Origin of the sequence: Jutongia hominis, assembly GCF_014384965.1 — a bacterium.
Lineage (GTDB): Bacteria > Bacillota > Clostridia > Lachnospirales > Lachnospiraceae > Butyribacter > Butyribacter hominis.
The window spans coordinates 53,330-75,533 of the sequence record NZ_JACRSW010000009.1 but is presented as its reverse complement, the minus strand read 5'-3'; the positions used below and the strand labels follow the sequence as shown (position 1 = coordinate 75,533).

Here is a 22,204-nt window from a genome sequence, read left to right as displayed (position 1 = left end):
TTCTTTTCCGACTTTCTGTCTCTTTACTTACAGCTTTTTTATTACATGATCTGCTTTCGCCAAATTACATTATTATATCTCTGTAAGATCATCTGTTCCGACAGAATCTGTCTTTTCGACCGCAACAGTCTCCTCTGACTTTCCCTGCTCCTCTTCTGAAATTGGTGTCATAAATTTTTCAACCAGTTTAGCTACACCATCTTCATCATTACTTGCAGTCACATAATCAGAAGCTTCCCTCACTTCTTCTTGCGCATTGCCCATCGCAACACCAAGTCCTGCACAACGAAGCATTGGCAGATCATTATAACTGTCACCGACACAGATTACCTTTGCTTTCTTGATATCCAGATGCTTCATCAGCTTTTCAACTGCTACACCCTTATCCACAAATTTTGGAAGAACTTCGAGATAATATGGATCAGAACGGAAAATGTTTAGTCTGTCAGCAAACTTCTCTTTCATGATCCGTTCGACTTCTTTCATACGGTCCGGATCACCTGCTAACAGGAACTTGTTGATTGGGAAGGTTAATTCCTTGATAAAATGATCTGCTTCACGAATTGCTACATCACAGGCTTTTGCATCTGCAACGACATATTCGTTGATGCCATTACCGGAAATCAGTTCTTTCGCATCGTCATGAAATACCAGAATGCCTACATCTGCCATCTTAGCAGCTTCAAATACCGGTTCATACATATCAGAAGGAATTTCCTGATTATAAATGCATTTTCCGTTATGGCAATTCACAACAGTTGTACCATTGCTTGCGACCACATAACCGCCATACTCCGGCAGACCGATATTTTTTGCTACATGACGTACTCCGGCAATCGAACGTCCTGTTGCGATCGCAACCGTCTTGCCTCTTTGCTGTGCCTCCATAAGAACGGCTTTGGTATGTTCCGAAATTTCTTTCTTAGAGTTTACTAATGTACCATCAACATCTACCACTAACATATCATAACGATCGCCTTCCGGCTCTTCGATTCCTTTGACTTTACGAAAGATCTTCATAAACTCTTTGCCCGTGATCGTTTCATGCTCGATCAGATATTCAGCAAGCTTGTCTAAGCAATCCATATTTCCTGACAAAAGCTCTTTTGCCTTTTCATAGCATGATTTTAAGATCTTCATGACTTCCTGATCGACTTCTGCCTCTGTCGCATCACCACAGTTCATAACGGTTCTGCCATCGAGATATTTATTCTCTACGGATTCCAGTCCGATCAATCCGAACTTCTCTGACATACCATATTGTGTTACCATAGAACGTGCCAATGATGTTGCTTTCTCAATGTCGTTAGAAGCTCCGGTCGTTACCGAATGAAAAACAAGTTCCTCGGTAGCACGTCCACCAAACAAGGTAACGATACGTGTTAAAAGCTCTTCCTTGCTCATCAGGTATTTTTCTTCTTCCGGTACTTGCATTACATAACCAAGCGATCCCATGGTACGCGGTACGATCGTGATCTTTTGTACCGGTTCTGCATTCTTTTGTAATGCGGTCACAAGTGCATGACCGACTTCATGGTATGCTACAATTCTCTTTTCTTCTTTTCCAAGAATGCGGTCTTTCTTTTCTTTGCCGGCAATGACAACTTCTACTGCTTCGTAGAGATCACGCTGGTTGACAGCCTTTCTGCCGCTGCGTACTGCCATGATCGCCGCTTCATTGATCATGTTGGCAAGATCGGCACCAACAGCACCACTCGTTGCCAATGCGATCGCATCAAAATCAACCGATTCATCCATCAAAACATCTTTGGCATGCACTTTTAAAATATCGACACGGCCTTTGAGATCCGGCTTTTCAACGATTACACGTCTGTCAAAACGTCCCGGACGCAGAAGTGCTTTATCCAGAACTTCCGGTCTGTTTGTCGCACCAAGAATGACTAATCCCTTCGAACTGTCAAAACCATCCATTTCTGACAACAACTGGTTCAATGTCTGCTCACGTTCATCATTACCACCGCCATAACGGCTGTCACGACTCTTACCGATTGCGTCGATCTCATCAATAAAGATGATACATGGTGCCATCTGCTGTGCCTGCTTGAAAAGGTCACGCACACGCGAAGCACCTACACCGACAAACATCTCTACAAAGTCTGATCCCGATAAAGAGAAGAACGGAACACCGGCTTCTCCGGCTACTGCCTTTGCAAGAAGCGTCTTACCGGTTCCGGGAGGTCCTACTAACAAAGCTCCTTTTGGAAGTTTCGCACCGATATCGGTATATTTCTTCGGATTATGCAGAAAATCAACCAGTTCATTGAGCGAATCCATTGCTTCTTCCTGACCTGCCACATCTTTGAACGTAACCCCGGTCTCTTTTTGTACATACATCTTTGCGGTACTTTTTCCAACCCCCATCATTCCGCCTGTGCCTTTGCTCATCGTACGGAAGATAAAGAAAAGTCCGCCCCATAAAAGCAAGAAAGGAAGTAATGATGTCAACAGCATATAGCCAATTCCCGACGAACCGTCAGAAGTATCTTTTGAAAATGTAACTCCGGCTTTTTGCAGCCGTTCGACCAACCCGGTATCCATATTGATCAATCCGGTATAATAAGTCATCTTATAAATTGTATTCTGCTGCGTAACCGGTGTGATCTTGATCTCATTCGAAGTCAGAACAACCGACTTGACCTGACCATCCTCTAGCATTTCAAGGAAGCGATCATATGTGATCTCTTTATTCGTCGCACTTTTGACCTGACGCTGCATAAAAGAAAATACAAGGAAAACACCTATTGCCACGACAAGGCAAAGGATGATCCCATTCCGGTTATTTTTTTTATTCTGTTCATCTTTGCGATTATTATTATCCACTGCTGTCCTCCTTTTCAGATCTTTGTATCAAAAGAGTTTTTCGAAGATCCAATAGCATTGTTTCAAAAATAAAATCCCTGATACTTTTTCTATCTTACAATACTGTATCACATTATAAATCTAAGGAAGTAGAAAAGCAACCGACATAACTTTAAAGAAACCTTAATGTATTGTGAATTTATGCTCAGATTTTACCGGATTTTTATAACCGGCATCCTGTCTAAATATATTTTTCGCACTTTTCACAAATTATTTCCTATCTTTGCGAAAAAATCTTCATTTCCGCCACAAAAAAAGATTGAACATCAGAGGCATTATAGGTTATAATGGTATAATGTTGATTTTGTTGTTTATCATATTAGAAACGCAGGATCAACGATCTGATTTTATGTATACAATAAGTTGTTTTTCTATTTACAAGGAGGATAAATTAAATGGCAGTAAAGTATGTATTTGTTACCGGTGGCGTTGTATCCGGCTTAGGAAAAGGAATTACAGCAGCCTCCCTCGGACGATTACTCAAAATGCGCGGCTACAGCGTAACGATGCAAAAGTTTGATCCATACATCAACATCGATCCGGGAACGATGAACCCTGTACAGCATGGTGAAGTTTTCGTTACGGATGATGGTGCAGAGACTGACTTAGACCTTGGTCATTATGAGCGTTTTATTGATGAAAGTCTGACAAAACAGTCTAATGTAACAACAGGTAAAGTATATTGGTCTGTTCTGTCGAAAGAACGTCGTGGTGATTTCGGTGGAGGTACGGTTCAGGTCATTCCACATATCACAAATGAGATCAAAAGCAGATTTTACCGCAATGATGGATGTAAAGATACACAGATTGCGATTATTGAAGTAGGTGGTACGGTCGGTGATATCGAAAGCCAGCCTTTCTTGGAGTCTATCCGCCAGTTCCAGCATGATGTCGGACGCGAAAATGCCATTTTGATCCATGTAACTTTAATTCCATATCTCGGTGCATCCGGTGAAATGAAGACAAAACCTACACAGGCAAGTGTAAAAGAGTTACAGGGAATGGGTATCCAGCCTGATATCATTGTCTGCCGTACCGAGCGTCCTTTAGAAGAAGGTATCAAAGATAAGATTGCTCTCTTCTGTAATGTTCCTAATAAGTGTGTCATGCAAAATCTTGATGTCGAGACATTATACGAAGCACCTCTTGCCATGGAAAAAGAACATCTTGCCGATGTTGCCTGCGAGTGTTTGCAATTAGATGATCCTGCTCCCGATATGAAAGAATGGCAGGAAATGGTCAACACATTAAAGCATTTAGAAAAAGATGTTACGGTTGCTTTAGTTGGTAAATACACAACATTACACGATGCTTACATCAGTGTTGTGGAATCCTTAAAACATGGCGGACTTGCTCATAAGAGCAATGTAACGATCAAATGGGTTCCTTCTGAAGAGATCAATGAAGAGAATGCCGAAGAGATCCTTGGTGATGTCAGCGGTATTATTGTACCGGGTGGTTTTGGTGACCGTGGTACAGACGGTATGATCACTTCGATCAAATATGCCCGCGAGCATAATATCCCATTCCTCGGTCTCTGCCTTGGTATGCAGCTTAGTATCGTAGAATTTGCAAGACATGTCTGTGGTTTTAACGATGCACACAGTATCGAACTGGATCCTCAGACAACACATCCTGTTATCCACTTAATGGCAGATCAGGACGGAGTAGAAGATATCGGTGGTACATTACGTCTTGGTGCGTATCCTTGTGTGCTTGCTAAGGACAGCCTTGCTCATAAAGTATATGGTACGGACCAGATCAGTGAGAGACATCGTCATCGTTACGAAGTAAATAACTACTATCGTGAAGACTTAGAAAAGAATGGTATGCTTCTTTCCGGTCTTTCTCCTGACGGACGTATCGTAGAAATGTGTGAGATTCCTTCTCACCCATGGTTTATAGCGACACAGGCTCATCCTGAGTTTAAGTCAAGACCAAACAGACCACATCCATTATTCAAAGGATTCATCGGTGCTGCTTTGGAGTATCAGGAAAAGAATAAATAATATACAAAACAATTTATACAACAAGAAATGGCAGCGTTTTAAATCATAAAACGTTGCCATTTCTTCTATGATGTATCCGTGCTATATATTATTTGCTATTATCGTAATTTCACCGGATCCCATCCAAATGCTTTGTATGAATTGATCGCAAGATTATTTTTTCTGACGTATTCTTTTAATTCCTTTTGCAGCACATCCTGTGAATTCATTGCTAACAACTGATCTACTGCTTTTTTATCCCGATCAAAAAGCCTCAAAAGATCTTCTATAAAATATGCTCCATCTCTTGGATGTACCATTTTGGTCACACGATACCTTTGTTCCTCTTTTGTCATATACATAACACCTACGCCACCGCCACTATTAGAAACATATACCGTCTGATCCGATACCGCAAAACAATACCATGTAAATTCTCCTAGGAGCTTCACCTGCTTTTCGTGTTTTTTTATGCTGATGATCTTATAAACCGGAATAGCAAAATCTCCTTTCCCCGTTTCTACCGATGATGCATATTTGTAAGCTTGATACACACAGCCCTCAAATAAGACCGGGTCATTGTAAAAGCAATTGATCACTGCATTTTCAAGCTTCTTTTTGGAAGCCACGCTATATTTCGGATATTTGATCTGCTTTTTTTCGACACCGGAAGCCTGAATGGATAACTTTTCTTTTTTCAATGTTTTTTCTTTTCTATCCTGCGTATAAAGATAAATCCGGTAACTGTCATCCTTTGCATTCCATTCCAGTACCAGACAGGTGTCCGTTGTTGTTCCATCCCGCAGTTGTTGTTTGATAGCTTTTTTACTGAAATATTTCTTATCAAATACGGCGACACGGTTCTCAAACCGATCCCAGGTATCTGTATATTTTCCTTTTTGCTGTTCTTTTCTTTTTGTTTCCAGATCACTTTGCGCTTTCTGACTGGTAACCGGCTTTAAAGAAACAATCTGTCTGTTCTTAGCAGAACCACAGGCAGAAAGATCATATTGATAGCATCTGCCGGCCGGCTTGCCATTTTTACAATGGTAGACCCAAAGGCTGTCTTTCTCCAAAAGATATTTTGTTTGCAATGTATCTGCATTGAAATAATTATTATCTGTTTTCGACAGATTGATCGTTCCTGTTACCTGTTCTTTCGTCCGGTCGTAAATTACAACACCAAAGGTTCCTGCAAACACAATCCGCTTTTGCGTACATTCCCAAAGCTCCGGTGCATAAACCGAATCCAGCATCACATGATAATCTGTCGTTTCCCGTAACACTTCACTGCTGTTTTTATCTGCACGCCAAAATCCTGTAACCGCCTCTGCCAGTTTTCCTGCACTAAGCTTATTGATCCCGGCAAAAAGCAGCACTACCGCCAAAACGACAGCTGCTGTTTTTATCAGCACTTTCTGTATACGTCCACTCTTTTTTCCATTAGAATGCTCTATCTTTTCTGCTATCTGTTCCCATACTTCTTCTTTCGCGTTCTCCGATAATTCCAACTTGGAAAATGTATCCTTCATGGCATCCTTCATTCGCTCCTGCTTCATCGTTCTGCCCCCTCTCCACGGTCTAATATTCCTTTTAAACGCCTTCTTGCAGCTGCCAGACGGGATTGTATGGTACTTTCTTTCCGACGGATGATCTGACTGATCTCTTTAATACTGTATTCTTCATAATAATACAGGTATAAAACCTCCCGGTCTTTGGCAGGAAGCATTTGTATCTTTTCTAATAGCCGATCCTCCTGCGTCTTTTCCTTTCCCCCCCTGTCATCCGGTTCATATGCCACTCTTTTCTTAAACCAGCTGCTTTTTAACAGATCCAGGCAGTGATGCTTTGTCGTCTGGATCAGCCATGCCCGGCAATGCATTTCATTTTGAAAAACCGGCTTCTTTTCCCATATTTTCAAGAAAATATCCTGCAATGCATCCTTTGCATCCGATTCATTTTTCAGGTAAAGCATACAAAGCCGGTAAACCATTGTACTGTAGGTTTCGTACGCACTATGAAATGTCTCTTTTGTCCATTCCCGCACCGTTTTTCCCCCTTTCTTTTCCTGTCATATGATATACGATCTTCCAAACAGAAATATCCATTTTTATTTGGAAAATTCTCCACGAAAATGCGTACTTTTTGTTTTCTCCGCAAAAATGCGTATTTTTTGTTTGCAAAAACGTAAAAACACCAGTTTTTCTATATGATGCTGCTATATCCACGCATGATTTTTCTTTTATTCTAAAAAAGTGCAAAGCCAGCGCTTTGCACTCCAAGAATTGCTAAAGCAATTCTTGTTGATGTACCTCTACTATACGAGCATTTTCCTATTCCATAAAAAATCTGTTCTGAAATTCTCCGCAAAAGTGCGTACTTTTTGTTTTCTGAAATTTCAGAACAGATTTGATAAATTACTCTATCATTTAACTACTGCTAATAAGGATCACTCTGTCAAAAATCATTTTCATGACAGAAAGCTTCTTATGCATTCTTAGCCTTCACCGGTTTTTTCATAGACGTTACAAAGATGATTGCAAGCAGAATAACTGCAACTGCCATCCAGCATACAAGTGTTTTTACTCCCATTGGGGCAAATGTATCATAATATCCTTTCAGATATACAACGGCAATGATCAATGGCAGTACATAATTCATATATTTTCCAAGCCACTTCGGGAACTTCTTTCCGGCTCCTTCGTTGACCTCTGCTAAGAAGTTTTCATATCCCCATCCGTTTTTGCGTGCACAGAAAAGGACAAAGACCATGCTGCCTAACGGAAGCAGGTTATAAGAAACTAAGAAATCCTCAAGATCCATGATCGTACTTCCACTGCCCATTGGCTGGAAGCCCGATAACAGATTGTAACCAAGCACTGCAGGCAAGGACAACATGCTGACAAGGATCACATTGACTGCAACCGCTTTCTTTCTGCTCCATCCAAACATATCCATATAAAAAGACAAAATATTTTCAAAGACGGCAATGATCGTTGAAAGTGCCGCAAATGACATAAAGATAAAGAATGCCGTTCCCCAGATCCTGCCACCCGGCATATGATTAAAAAGATTTGGCAATGTAATAAACAGAAGCGATGGACCTGCATCGGGTTTCACTCCATACGCAAAACATGCCGGAATAATGATAATTCCTGCCATCAATGCAACAAAGGTATCTAAAAGCATAATACTCGTTGCTTCTCCGGTCAGACTTCTGTCCTTCTTCATATAACTTCCAAATATTTCCATTGCGCCGATACCAACACTTAATGTAAAGAACGCATGTGTCATAGCGGCAAAGACAACGGTACCGATACCCTTTTTCGCCATATCTTTAAAATTCGGGATCTGATAGAAGCGAAGTCCTTCCGATGCATCCGGGAGTAACACAGAATGAATGGCTAATACAACCATCAATACGATCAGAACAGCCATCATCACTTTTGTGATCTTCTCAATACCGTTTTGCAAGCCTAAGATGCAAACACCAAAGGAAAAAAGAATCGCAATAAGCATCCATAATGTCATCGTTCCTGCACTTCCAAGCATTTGTGAAAATGCATTCTTGACACCATCACTGTTTAAGCCATTTAACTTTCCTGTGGCAAGACGGTAAGCATAGTAGATCATCCAGCCGCCTACCATTGTGTAAAACATCATCAGAATATAACTGCCTGCAATACCCGACCACTTAAAACGATGCCATTTCATTCCTTCCGGTTCTAAGACATCATATGCTTTCGCAACACCACGTCTGCTGGCACGTCCGACAGCAAACTCACTGATCATGATCGGAAGTCCTAATGCAACTAAGAAAAACAGATAGATCACAATAAATGCCGCTCCACCATATTCTCCACATATGTATGGAAACTTCCATACGTTTCCCAAGCCGACAGCACATCCTGCAGACACTAAAATGAATCCCAGACGGGAGCCAAACTTTTCTCTAGCCATATCTCTCCTCATTTCTAAAAAATATATTTCACACATTCGCATAACCCAAGATCATAATAACTCATGCTGCGTCAGTTCAAGCGTAGTATTGTTTCCAATTTTTAAGTTTCTGACTTTTGGAACGCTGTCTCATTTGACCAGAATATCCGATTATTTATTTCTTTTTCTTTTTGAGCACTATATCGCTTGGGTAAGGATATCTAAGATTTTTTGTTTTTTGCTCTTATTGTGGGCGCTCTCATCTGATATAGGGGCAAGGCCAGTCCTGAGAAACATTGCTGCAGGGGCACTCCAAGACCGTCGCCACTTGTCTGCTGTTCTTTAGCAGACTATGTGTGCACTACGTGGCTTGGCGTAGCGGGAGCGTGCCCCCTAAGCAATGTTATCCAGGCTGAGTCGCCCCTATAGTTATGACCCGCGCCCACCTAGCAAAAAACATTAAAAATCAGATATCCTAACCAAGCGTCGTGTCATTCAAAAAGGAAAAGAAATAAAAATCCCGGATATTCTGACCAGACGTTGTGTCATTCCAAAAGTCAGAAACTAAAAATTCAAATCAAAACAATCGTTCTGACGCATTATCCTGATCAATACAAGACTTTGGTTATGCGAATGGATTGTCTAAAAGACATTCTGCGTTTGTGCCACAGAAGATGTCATCGTGTCCGGCAAGCATCTCACACAGTCTTTCGATACGGTCCCAGTTCCGGTTGACATCAAACTCATAGCTGTGTCCCCAGATATAAAAAAGCATCGGCTTTCCATCATCCGGTTCTGCGTCTAAGAACTGCTTTGCCAGTGCAAAAAGCTGCTCATCATTATGATGGCAAGTCGCTTCTAACAGCATCGGTTCTTTTGGCAGATCAAATCCGTGTGTAGAGCCAACGGTTCGTCCGTATTGGATTCCGATGCTTTGAAGATATTTTGCTACCCGTTCATCACAATCTCCGTATGCGTATGCCATTCCTACCGGATATTTACCATAGATACGTTCAATGTTCTTTGCATCCTGATAAAATTCCTGCTCCAACTCTTCAAGCAAAAGTCCTGTCGGACCGGTATGTGTTAAACCATGTACTGCAATCTCATGTCCCTTATAAAGATCACCTATATCTTCCTGATTCATGCGATGAATCTTAACACCATCAATCTCAAAGCGACTCTCTTCGCTTTGAATGCCTGTATTTAAGTTGAAAGTGCATTTCATACCATAGCTGTTGAAAATATCGACCAGACGTCTGTCCTGTTCAATGCCATCATCATAACTGAATGTAACAGCTTTTTTATACATTGTAATTCCTCCCTGTCTATCCATTACTTCTATAAAATTTCCCCATTTGACTGAAAAGAGGGAATACAGACAAACGCTGTATTCCCATATTTCTTATAGAAACACTTTATTTTTATATTCTACAGTCTCTTCATTAATTCTTCTCTCTGTGCCTCATAACCCGGCTTTCCAAGAAGTGCAAACATATTTGCTTTGTAGCTTTCAACACCAGGCTGGTTGAATGGATTTACTCCAAGAATATAACCGCTGACACCGCAGGCAAACTCAAAGAAGTAGAATAACTGGCCAAGTGAGAACTCATCCTGCTTAGGAAGCTTTACAGATAAGTTTGGTACATTACCGTCTGTATGAGCAAGCTGTGTACCTTTCATGGCACTCTTGTTGATAAAGTCAAGTGTCTTACCTGAAAGATAGTTCAGTCCGTCTAAGTCAACCGGTTCTTCATTGATCGTTACATCCAGTGAAGGATTTTCTAATTCCATAACAGTCTCAAACATGATACGGCTTCCGTCCTGAATGAACTGTCCCATAGAATGTAAATCTGTTGTCAGATCAACAGATGCAGGGAAAAGACCTTTCTGATCTTTACCTTCGCTCTCACCAAAGAGCTGCTTCCACCATTCTGATACATAATGAAGAGATGGCTCATAGTTACATAAGATCTCTACACTCTTACCTTTACGAAGAAGAATGTTACGGATTGCTGCATATTTTAATGAATCATTTTCTGCAAAGTCTTTGTTCAGGCATGTCTGTCTCATGTCTGCGGCACCTTCCATCAGCTTTGTGATATCAGCACCACTTACAGCGATTGGAAGGAGACCTACTGCTGTCAGTACAGAGAAACGTCCTCCGACATCATCCGGCACAACGAAAGTCTCATAACCTTCTTCTGTAGCAAGGTTCTTTAATGCTCCCTTGGCTTTATCTGTAGTTGCATAGATTCTCTTTGCTGCTTCTTCTTTGCCATATTTGTTCTCTAACATCTCTTTAAAGATACGGAAAGCAACAGCAGGCTCTGTTGTAGTACCTGATTTACTGATAATATTAACCGAGAAATCTCTGTCTCCGACTACTTCGATCAACTGCTTTAAGTATGTTCCGCTCAGGCTGTTTCCACAATAGTAGATCTCTGGAGTTTTGCGGATCTCTTTTGATACACTGTTATAAAATCCATGTCTTAAAAATTCGATCGCTGCTCTTGCACCTAAGTATGAACCACCGATACCAATCACTAACAGTACCTCTGAATCAGACTGGATCTTCTGAGCTGCTTTCTGAATACGAGCAAACTCATCTTTGTCATAATCTACAGGAAGGTCGATCCATCCAAGGAAATCACTTCCGGCTCCGCTTTTACTTAATAATACATCTTTTGCATCATTTGTGATCTTTTCCATTGACTTGATTTCGTCTTCTGAGATCACATTGCTTGCCAATGAATAATCAAATCTTACCTGACTAGCCATAATTCCTCCATTCTGCCATAAACAATGGCATGCATATATATTTTTATAATTGTAAACAAAATTTCCCTACTTATTTTAATCAAAAACCTTTTGCAAATCAAGGTATTATCGTTAGTTTTTAGAAATTTTATTGTCTTTCCTGTTCTAAGTTTCCAAACTTTGTTAAGTTTGACAGCCATGCTAACTTAATCTTGCCGGTCGGACCACTTCTCTGCTTTGCAATGATCACTTCTGCCACACCCGGTTCCTGTGAATCAGGATTGTAATAATCATCACGATACAAAAACATAACCATATCGGCATCCTGCTCGATCGCACCCGATTCACGCAGATCGGAAAGCATTGGTCTTTTATCCGGTCTTTGTTCTACGGCTCGCGATAACTGCGATAATGCAATGACCGGTACATTTAACTCTCTTGCCATAACCTTTAACGAACGTGAGATATCTGAAATTTCCTGCTGTCTGCTGTCACCTTTTCGTTTGCCCGAACCTGTCATTAATTGCAAATAGTCAATGATGACCAGATCCAGTCCCTGTGTCAGCTTTAGCTTACGGCATTTCGAACGAAGCTCTGATGCCGTAATTCCCGAAGTATCGTCAATGACCAGATTTGTGTTACCGACACGACGTACACTTTCTACAAGTCTTGACCAGTCTTCATCTTCGAGATCACCGGTACGGATCTTTTGTGAATCGACACGCGAATTCATGGACAAAATACGTTTGACAAGCTGCTGTTTGCTCATTTCGAGACTAAACATTGCAATCGTACTGTTACTGTGCATTGAAATGTATTCGACTAAGTTTAATACAAATGCGGTCTTACCCATTGCCGGACGTGCTGCGATCAGGATCAGATCTGACTTTTGTAAACCTGCTGTCTTATAATCCAATTCATAAAATCCGGTTTCCAGTCCTGTGATATGACCATCCTGCTTTGCTGCCTGCGAGATTTCATCCAATGTTTTTAAAACGACCTGACTGATCGGTTCAAATTCACTTGCACTTCTTTGTTGCAAAACATCAAAAACTTCTTTTTCTGTTCTGTCAAGAATATCCTCTAATGGTTCATTATCCAGATAGCAGGTATTGGAAACTTTTTCTGTTGTCTGGATCAACCGTCGAAGCACAGCCTTTTCATGCACAATATCCGCATAATGCTTAATATTTGCAGAAGTCGGTACGCTTAATGTCAGGTTTGCAAGAAACTCTGTACTTGATAACTCCGGTACCGTATCCATTTCACGCAATTTGTTCTGTAACGTGACCAGATCGGTAGCAACTCCACTTCGATATAGCTCCACCAAAGCCGTAAAAAGCTCTCCGTACTGTCCCTGATAAAAGTCCTCGGCACTAAGGATTTCGGAACTTACTAAAATTGCATCCTTATCCATCATCATAGAACCAATGACAGCACGTTCTGCTTCTACACTATGCGGCGGAATCTTTTTTATTAATGCTTCGTCCATTCTTTTCTATCCTTTAAAACTACGCTTCTTTTACGATTACTTTTAACTCTCCGGTTACCTGCGGATGCAGTTTGATCGGCATGGTAAAAATACCCGGACTTTTGATCGGCACATCCAGTACCATTTTCTTTTTATCCAGATCATAACCCAGTTGTGCTTTTGCTGCGGCTGCAAGCTCTTTCGTTGACACAGAGCCAAAGCTTCTTCCGCCGGAACCGGTTTTGATCGATACGGTAATGGATTTTTCTTTTAATTCTTCCGCAAATGCTTTCGCATCTTCTAACTTCTCTAAAGCAACTTTTTCTTCATGTTTCTGTTGCAGCTTCAATTCATTTTTATTCTTTGCCGTAGCTTCCACACCAAGCTTTTTTTTCAAAATACAATTACGTGCATATCCGTCGTTCACACTTACAATCTCACCTTTTTTACCAAGTGACTTTACATCTTCTAATAAAATAACATCCATAAAATCCTCCATTCTGCTCTGTTATGAGCATCTTATCTATGATCCTATATCTATTGTTTCTCAAAATAACGGTTATCCTTCCGCTTCCATGCTCATTATGCTTCGCCTTCTGTGATCATGTTGTCGATGGTTTCACGGATAATGGCTTTTGCTTCTTCCATGCTCATATCTTTTAACTGGGCACCTGCCATATTGATATGACCACCGCCGCCAAGACGTTCCATCATAACCTGTACATTCAATTCATCAATCGAACGTGCGCTGATATAAATCTTGCCATTGTATTTGGTTAAAACAAAGGAAGCTTTTACACCATTAATATCCAGAAGTGAATTTGCAATCTTTGCACCAAGTACCGTCGGGCTTTCCACTCCTTCAGCCAGACTTTCAGCAATCGCATACTCACCCAGATATAACTCGGTATCCTGAATTGCGGCTGCCTTGATCTTATATTCATTGATATCTTCACGGAAAAGCTTTCTGACACGAACAACGTCCGCGCCGCTTCTTCTCAGATATGCCATAGCTTCAAAAGTTCGCACACCTGCTTTATCCGTAAAATAATTCGTATCGATCATGATCCCTGCATACATTGCTTCTGCTTCTGCCGGGCGAAGACGAAGTCCGTTTCCGATATATTGCGAAATCTCGGCAACCATTTCACAAGCCGATGATGCATACGGTTCAATATAAAAAAGCAAAGCTTTTGTGATCGCATCTCCTGCCTGACGGTGATGGTCGATCACAACGACAGACTGTGCCATATCGATCAGGTCAGGACACTCTGTATAACTGCCCTTGTTGACATCCACGATAACAAGAAGCGTCGATTCATCGACTAACTCTTTTGCTTCTTCCCCATCGATCAGCAGATCAGATTCATAATCTTTACTGTAGAAACGCTCCATGATCGGCTTGACCGATGAATTGACTTCATCCACAACAATATGTGCTTTACGGTTCAACGTCTTTGCAATACGGTAAATACCGACACACGCACCAAAAGAATCCACATCTCCGATCGAATGACCCATGACAACAACACGTTCTTTGCCTTCGATCAGTTCCTTTAATACATGTGCTTTTACTCGTGCTTTTACTCGTGTATTTCTTTCGATCTGAACACGCTTTCCACCAAAGAACTGTTCTTTCTCACCATTCTTTACAACTGCCTGATCCCCACCTCGTCCAAGCGCAAGATCCATCGCACCACGTGCCCATTCGTAACGTTCCATGTAAGTTCCTTTACCAACACCGATACCGATACTGATCGTCGCACTCTGGTCATTTCCGAGATTGATATTACGGATCTCTTCGAGAATAGAGAAACGGCTGCTCATCAACCCATCAAGATACTTCTGCTTAAATGCAAAGAAAAACTTGTCTTTTTCAAGTTTTTTTGAAATCGCATCTATTGACTGCATATATTTGTTGACTTTTCGATCAATCAATGCCATTGTCAATGCCTGACGGACTTCATCGATACTGTCGATCAATTCATCATAATTATCAATGTACAAAAGGCCGACAACGAGATTTTCCGCTTCACGCACTTTCTCTAAGTTGATCACTTCTGTCTCTTCATACAGACACATTGCAATAATGCGTTTGGTATCTAACATCTGATCAAATGCCAGCTCTTCTTCACCGCCTACACTGCTTCCACTGTCTACGATGAGATTCATCACACAGCGGTAATAGCGTTCTCCCGCCTGTACATGTGCTTCTTTTGGTTCCGGAAGCTTTGGCAATATGTTTTGTGTGATCTCCGGAAAAATATTCGTAATACTGCGTCGTGCTGCTTTTTTATTCACGATCACCTGCAAGAATTTATCATTTCCCCACAGAAGCTGACCTTCTTCGCTCAATACGGCATAAGGAATATCCATTTCCTTGATCATGTTCATTTGCATCTTTCCATAATTCTCTGCGAATTGTACCAGATCACGTCGGATTCCTTTTTTACCGAAAAAATTAAGTATGAGCGTGATCAATATAAATATGACACAATATACTGCACCGATCACACCGATACGCCGATTTATCACAAAAAGCTGAATATCCATGATAATAAACAGAATACTCAGAAAAAGCGGCCATTTCAGATATAGGCGCAACATTCCTTTTAATTTTAATCCTCGTTTCATACTTTTACTTCCTCCTATCAGAACAGTAAAACAGGCTTTGACTTTTTACCTTTTAAAATCACATGTCTTTGCTGCTCTGCCTAACCTTAAAAGTATAGCATTATTCAAATTTTCCGTCAATAAAGGCAAAACATGTGTTTTGCCTCTGGAATTTCAAAGAAATTCTTACCGGTATACCGCTACTGTATTGGCATTGTTCTATTTTTCCCATCTGCCAGATGCTCCGCATGGAAGCACCAGACCATTTCCCGATACCGGAAGTCCGATCTCCTCGGCTTCTACATGACCACCAAATTTGGGTACGATCTCTGTATTCATCATATAAGATAATACTGCCGGCTGTAATCCGGTCGTATACGAGTTGATCAGGAAGAACAATGGATCATCTGATAAGATCTGCATACATAATTGAATAAACGGAAAGATCTTTTCTTCGATCTTCCAGATCTCTCCTTTGGGTCCGCGTCCATACGACGGAGGATCCATGATAATCCCATCATATTTGTTACCGCGACGGATCTCACGCTCTACGAACTTAACGCAATCATCTACAAGCCAGCGGATCGGTGCATCCTGTAAACCGGATGCGTGAGCGTTTTCTTTTGCCCATGTCACCATTCCTTTGGATGCATCCACATGCGTTACGCTCGCTCCTGCTGCCGCTGCCGCTAAGGTAGCACCACCGGTATATGCAAAAAGATTCAATACTTTGACCGGTCTTTGTGCTTTCTCAATCTTTTTGCCAAACCATTCCCAGTTGACTGCCTGTTCCGGGAAAAGTCCGGTATGTTTGAACTTAAATGGCTGTAAACGGAACGTCAGATTCTTGTAATGGATCTGCCAGGTATCCGGCAGATCAAAGAATTCCCATTCTCCACCGCCACGGTTGCTGCGGTGATAATGTCCGTTCATTTTCTTCCAGCCTTTATGCTTCTTGGGTGTGTTCCAGATTACCTGCGGATCCGGGCGCACCAGCGTATACTCTCCCCAGCGTTCTAACTTTTCTCCACCGGAAGTATCTATCACTTCGTAATCTTTCCAATCTTTTGCAATCCACATATATTAATTTTCCTTCCTTTTTCACTATTCGGCCTGATGATCATACAGCAACCTACTGTCTGACCATCCTAAATCTCATCTCTTTATTATATCGAACATAACCGCTCTGTGCAATCTTTTTTAAGCTCCCCCTCTTCAAGCCAATTCAGGCATTTGCAAAACACCTCTATAACTATAATGCTCTTCCTCACAACAAAAATAGAATGCGTCATATATTAAGAGATTCAATTGTGTTTCTATTTCTTTTTATTTTTGGGATAGACACGACAGCTGATTAGAATTTTTGATTTTTTAATCTTTTTTGCTGATTGGGCGCGGGTCATAACTATAGGGGCGACTCAGTCTGAGTAGCATTGCTGCTTGGGACACGCTTCCGCTTCGCAAAGCCACGTAGCGCACACATAGTCTGCTAAAAAACAGCAGCCAAGTGGCGACGGGCTTAGAGATTCCCAAACAGCAATGTACATCAGAACCGGCCTTGCCCCTATATCAGATGAGAGCGCCCATAATCAGGGCAAAAAAGAAAAAAATCTTAAAAATTCTTATCAGGTGAAACAGTGCTCCAAAAAATAAAAGAAATAGAAACACAAATCATAAATAACAATATGACGCATTCGATATTTTTGTTGTGAGGAAGGCACAGCCCCTTCCCCTTATCAGATATGTAAGATAGAAAACAAGCTTTCTTTCGTTGCGAATTCATGGTATGTTATTATATATCCATAATAATTACAGAAACGAGGTTGATCATGCACTTTCAATATTCATGTTCCCAATGCCACGAACCGATGGAATTTGACAAAAAAAATGCCATTTTACGATGTAGAAACTGCAACATCACAGAAGAGATCACCGGATATCTTTCGGAATTTTCTTCTTTTTCTACGCATATAGAAAAAGATACTTATGATGATGAGCAGGCAAGACAATATGTCTGTAATAACTGTCATGCTGTCCTTGTCACCGACAACCATACTTCTCTTGAAAAATGTTATTTCTGCGGACAGCCGATGCATCCCGGTGAACGTATGTCAGGTGATTTTGCTCCCACCAGGATCATTCCTTTTTCCATTTCTTATAAAGAAGCCAAAAAAAGCTACCGTAAATGGAGACGAAATATGATCTTTGCACCAAAAGAATACGGTAAACAAAAGCAAAAAGCAAAATTAGTCGGTCTTTATCTGCCTTTTTGGTTATATGATATGGAAGAACAGCAGGAAGCATTTTTACATACAGCAAATATCAAAAAATGGAAAGAAGGCAAAGAAAAGATCACCGAAACAAGCCGCTATGAGCTCTATCGTCAGGCTGATCTGACTTTAAAGCACATTCCGCAAGCTGCATCCGGTATGTTTTCTAAGAAAATGTTAGAAAAACTTATGCCATATGATTATACTGCTTTAAAGAAATTTTCATTACAGGATCTCAACCTGCATTATGCAGAACAATATAATTCGACGCAGGATGAAAGCCTTTCTGATGCGAAAAAGCAGGCTGATCATTTAACTGATATCTTCTTAAAGGAAAGTGCGGCTTCTTATCAGGAGATTTCTATAAAAGAAAAAGAGGGAAATACTTCTCTTCTTTCTGCACAATATACCCTTTTACCTGTCTGGACCGTCCGCTATGACTATCGCGACAGCGAATATACCTTTTTGATGAACGGGCAGACCGGAAAAGTTGCAGGCAATCCGCCGCTCTCGCTACCAAAACTGGCAGTCGGCTTTGGACTCATTGCAACCTTTCTGTTTATTTTTCTTCGCATATTTACTGCTTTGTTAGGAGGACCTGTATTATGACAAAAAAAATGATATCTTCCTTTTTGTTCGGGATCAGTTTTTTTCTTTTTGCAATACTCATTCCACACAATGCAGCCGCAAAAACCGTGATTGCAGATACTGCCCACGCTTTATCGACTGATGAGTCCGATCAGATCATAGAACAATGTGATACGATCTATGACCACTATAATACTTCTGTCTATATTACAATTACAAAAAAGCTGGGTGATCAGGATGATTATATCAAATATATGGATAAAATCGGTAATGACAAGAATGCTCCAAAAAACCTGATCTTTCTTTTGGTCGGTACAAAAAAGGACCATTCGGTTGTTGCACTCCGAAGCTATGGTTCGATCCAAAAGAAAATGACACAAAAAAGATGTGATAGGATTGCTTCTTCTATAGATCGTCAAATCAAAAAAGGACGTTATGTTGTTGCAGCATTAAACGATTTCACGGATACAGTACATGAATATCTGGGTAAATCGCCCGCTCTGGATCGTATTTACTTCAAAGTATTTCCTCAGATTTTCATCAGCATACTGCTTGCAATTCTGATCTTGTACCGTATGTTGCATTTTCGTGTACCCAAAGCGGAAAGTCTGCTTACGATCCATTTGTCAAAATCAAATTCCCGGATTTACGGAAGCCTGGATCATTTTGCCGGAACAGAGCAGATTCGCGTTACTCCGCAAACACTAAAACAGCGTTTTCAAAAAATCATACAAGCGGTCGGTTCTTTCCTGGCACCTCTATATGATAAAATTATGGTTTATCTGGAACCATACCTTGCCACATACCAGAAAAAACGCCGTGACAAAAAGAAAGAAAAAGAAGCTGCACGAAAACAAAAAAAGAAGAACTCTGCTGCAAGGAATCGAACGCAAAACGACGATCCTGCACATTGTTCTTCTCAAAATAATGTCCCTAATCACGGAAAACAAAATGCAAAGGCTAATACAGTATCAAAAGATCTGATCAACGCGGTTGCCAGACAAAACGCTAAAACCGATACAGTATCAAAAGATCTGATCAATGAAGTTGCCAGACAAAATGCAAAAAAATAACGTTTCTTCTAAGCTTTATATCCCCCTCTTTAACGTACCTCATATCATCCGCTAAAGAGGGGGCATATTTTTTGTATATCGCTTTTATTCTGTCTGATCAGATAATTTTTTTAAAACTTCTACCAGATGATCTACGGATTTATCAATTGATTTTAAACATTGCATCCATTGATCCTTATTCTCGTATTCTGCTCTTGCCGTTTCGGTCATACCGACGATCGTATTCATTGATGTGCGGATCTCATGCGAAATATCCGCCAAAGCAGCATCCCTGGAGCAATTTTCCATTTCTGTCCAATATACAAGCAGATTATTACCGATCAATTTGCTGACATCTATCATATACTCTTTGAAAGTATCATCCCATTCACCGGCATCTTTCGCAACATCATAAATAATGATCGCACAACATTGTCCTTCATCCAACACAGGACAGATCAGACTCGAATATTGTTCTAACAACAATGGTGTTTTTCCAAACTGACGGAAGAAATCCTGAAACGCTCCACTTGTATTATCCACAATACGGCTCTTCTCAAAATTTTCAGCAAAAAATGAACGCACCTGATAACTTAACATACTTTCTTTATATGCTTTCTCAACTTTTTTATCTGTCATCCATTCAAATGCCGGAAGAATCGGTTTCTGGCTTTTTTCCATTTCATAAATGCGTACACCGGATAAACCAAAAAACCTTCCTACATGAGCCAGTGTCATCTGAATCGCACTTCTTCTGTCTTTTACACATGCAATCTGTAAGGAGAGATTGTTTATAAAATTCTCCGCCGTCTCTGCTTTGTGTGCTTCAGATACTTCATTATATTTTACATCTTGCACAACAAATATATTTTCGGATTGTAAAGAATCCTCTAACTCATTTAAAAAAGAACTTTCTGTTTCTTTATCCTGTGAAACGTACTGTGCTGCATATTTGAACATTTCATCCATTTCTTCGCTGCCAAGATAATATCCAAAATCATAGACCAATTGATTTTCTTCTTTTTCGCCAACATAAATTTCTTTCAAACGGTCATTGAGTTCCTGACGCATGGATCTTGCATCCACCAGATCACAATCCGGAATATAGATTGCAAAAGCATCCTTTGATAACCGGCAGGTATATGCTTCTTTTCCTTCAGCCGTTTCTTTGATCGCATCAGCTACATTGATCAACACAAAATCACGATATACCTCTCCATAACATTCTGCAATGTTATCATAATTTCGAATATGTACGATCATGATCTGATGCGTTTTATTTTTGTACATTACTTCCATGCCCTGCACGACCTTACGAAGGCTGGAATAATTATACATACCGGATAATGCATCATATTTTTTTGCTTCCTCTGCTTGCAATTCCTCTATCTTCTGCTCCGTAATATCGCGAAGCTTTCCGACGATCGTGTCGGATTTTCCGGTCTCATCGCGGATAATCAAAACCTCAAAAAAAGCCCATGAAATATACTCCCGTCCATTTTCCATAAAACTGATATCAATTTCCTTTTGAAAACGGTCACCATTTTCTACCGGCATATGCACAAATTCCATTAATGTATCCGGAAAGTCTTCGGTCCGCCAATTCTTTGCACGGACATATTCCTTAAAATGTTCCAGATAAACATCTTTACGCGTCCAGTCACAAATCGTGCCATTACTGCTATAAGTATCTTTTGTCACATCATATTCAAAAAGAATATCTTTTGTCGCTTCTATTGCCAGTTGCGTTTTCATTTCACTTCTTGCCATATCATTGATCAGACGGTTTTGATCAACAAGATAATTATGGATTCTGTCAGCCAGACGATATAAAAACAAAAGACTGACAAAGAACTCAATCGTAAAACCCGCAGCCAGCGGAATATAGGTTGGCCATATCGTTTCTGTAGGATACAGATGATCTCTGATCTGAAAAGACCTGAAAAAATATGAGATCAGAAAAGCAACATAAGAAATAGATAAAATCCTCGCTGTAAATTTTTTATCAAAATACAAACAACTCGCAATCGGAGCAATAATATATGTAATGTAAATCCCGACATAATATTCTGTGCCAAGTACACTTACAACTGTAATAATACATAATAAAGTATAATACTTCATAAATGTCTGATTCTTCACAAACCTGGAAAGTAAAAGTGGTGATAGCGTACAAAAAATTCCCACCACAAAGATCAAAAAGATTACACGATTGGAAAATTTAAAAAGATTGATCACGTTCAGTAAAAGCATGACCGGATAAATGCAAAATGCATATGACATAATACGGCAGATCATTTGCGTAACTTCTTTTTCGTTATTACTAAAAAAACTTTCTTCTGACTGTACAGATCTCTGCTTAAAATGATTCATACTAACCTCTTCTCCTTCGTTTTCGTTTTTTTCGAAAAAAGTTTCGAAAAAAACGCTTCCCCATCCTCTTCATACTCTCTTTATAAAAATATTATATCCTTCATTATAGCTTAACACTTTGATAAGTGCAACTTTTTCTTAATGGTTTTCACGAAAAAAGTGCAAAGCCAGCGCTTTGTCAAAAGTTTAATGTACCATTAAACTTTACAAGAATTGCTAATGCAATTCTTGTTGGTGTACCACTACTGTACGAGCAATTTCTTATTCCAT

At 40.3% G+C, this 22,204-nt stretch carries 14 protein-coding genes; 3 read left to right on the top strand and 11 right to left on the bottom strand.

Annotated elements, in window-relative coordinates; genetic code table 11:
* Nucleotides 1–72 precede the first annotated feature (72 nt).
* Nucleotides 73–2,841 carry an ATP-dependent zinc metalloprotease FtsH gene (gene ftsH, locus H8700_RS02675; protein ID WP_249302877.1) on the bottom strand — a complete coding sequence of 923 codons (2,769 nt, stop codon included), beginning with the start codon at nt 2,839–2,841 and terminating at the stop codon, nt 73–75.
* 434 nt (nt 2,842–3,275) lie between these two features.
* Between ftsH and pyrG the strand changes: the two genes are divergently transcribed.
* On the top strand, nt 3,276–4,889 hold the full coding sequence (pyrG, locus tag H8700_RS02670) for a CTP synthase (RefSeq protein WP_249302875.1): 1,614 nt from the start codon (nt 3,276–3,278) through the stop codon (nt 4,887–4,889).
* 98 nt (nt 4,890–4,987) lie between these two features.
* On the opposite strand, the gene H8700_RS02665 is transcribed toward pyrG, so the two are convergent.
* From H8700_RS02665 to H8700_RS02625, 9 genes are all read right to left on the bottom strand, one after another.
* Nucleotides 4,988–6,427 carry a hypothetical protein gene (locus H8700_RS02665; RefSeq protein ID WP_249302873.1) on the bottom strand — a complete coding sequence of 480 codons (1,440 nt, stop codon included), beginning with the start codon at nt 6,425–6,427 and terminating at the stop codon, nt 4,988–4,990.
* Nucleotides 6,424–6,915, bottom strand: coding sequence for an RNA polymerase sigma factor (locus H8700_RS02660; protein ID WP_249302871.1), 492 nt, complete (start codon nt 6,913–6,915; stop codon nt 6,424–6,426). The genes H8700_RS02665 and H8700_RS02660 overlap by 4 nt, the downstream gene beginning before the upstream one ends.
* A gap of 440 nt (nt 6,916–7,355) precedes the next feature.
* Entirely contained in the window at nt 7,356–8,828 is a 1,473-nt protein-coding gene (locus H8700_RS02655) for a sodium-dependent transporter (protein ID WP_249302870.1), read from the bottom strand.
* A 604-nt stretch (nt 8,829–9,432) separates the two neighbouring features.
* Nucleotides 9,433–10,119: a polysaccharide deacetylase family protein gene (locus tag H8700_RS02650; protein ID WP_249302869.1), complete on the bottom strand. Its 687-nt coding sequence runs from the start codon at nt 10,117–10,119 to the stop codon at nt 9,433–9,435.
* Between the two features lie 119 nt (nt 10,120–10,238).
* Nucleotides 10,239–11,588 carry a glucose-6-phosphate isomerase gene (locus H8700_RS02645; RefSeq protein ID WP_249302868.1) on the bottom strand — a complete coding sequence of 450 codons (1,350 nt, stop codon included), beginning with the start codon at nt 11,586–11,588 and terminating at the stop codon, nt 10,239–10,241.
* A gap of 127 nt (nt 11,589–11,715) precedes the next feature.
* A complete protein-coding gene (gene dnaB, locus H8700_RS02640; RefSeq protein ID WP_022140715.1) occupies nt 11,716–13,059 on the bottom strand; it encodes a replicative DNA helicase in 1,344 nt (447 codons plus the stop codon).
* Nucleotides 13,060–13,078: 19 nt separating this feature from the next.
* The gene (gene rplI / locus H8700_RS02635; RefSeq protein WP_022140714.1) at nt 13,079–13,525 is read right to left on the bottom strand and encodes a 50S ribosomal protein L9; all 447 of its coding nucleotides are present in this window, start codon (nt 13,523–13,525) and stop codon (nt 13,079–13,081) included.
* A 95-nt stretch (nt 13,526–13,620) separates the two neighbouring features.
* A complete protein-coding gene (locus H8700_RS02630; protein ID WP_249302866.1) occupies nt 13,621–15,672 on the bottom strand; it encodes a DHH family phosphoesterase in 2,052 nt (683 codons plus the stop codon).
* Between the two features lie 198 nt (nt 15,673–15,870).
* Nucleotides 15,871–16,731 (bottom strand): class I SAM-dependent methyltransferase, encoded by an 861-nt coding sequence (locus H8700_RS02625; RefSeq protein ID WP_249302864.1) that lies wholly within the window; start codon nt 16,729–16,731, stop codon nt 15,871–15,873.
* Nucleotides 16,732–17,480: 749 nt separating this feature from the next.
* Between H8700_RS02625 and H8700_RS02620 the strand changes: the two genes are divergently transcribed.
* Together H8700_RS02620 and H8700_RS02615 are read left to right on the top strand one after the other, a co-directional pair.
* On the top strand, nt 17,481–18,530 hold the full coding sequence (locus H8700_RS02620) for a hypothetical protein (protein ID WP_249302858.1): 1,050 nt from the start codon (nt 17,481–17,483) through the stop codon (nt 18,528–18,530).
* Nucleotides 18,527–19,582, top strand: coding sequence for a TPM domain-containing protein (locus tag H8700_RS02615; protein ID WP_249302856.1), 1,056 nt, complete (start codon nt 18,527–18,529; stop codon nt 19,580–19,582). The genes H8700_RS02620 and H8700_RS02615 overlap by 4 nt, the downstream gene beginning before the upstream one ends.
* Before the next feature lie 84 nt (nt 19,583–19,666).
* Here the strand turns inward: H8700_RS02615 and H8700_RS02610 are convergent, their stop codons facing one another.
* Nucleotides 19,667–21,934, bottom strand: a complete 2,268-nt coding sequence (locus tag H8700_RS02610; RefSeq protein WP_249302853.1) for a diguanylate cyclase domain-containing protein — start codon at nt 21,932–21,934, stop codon at nt 19,667–19,669.
* Nucleotides 21,935–22,204: the final 270 nt, after the last annotated feature.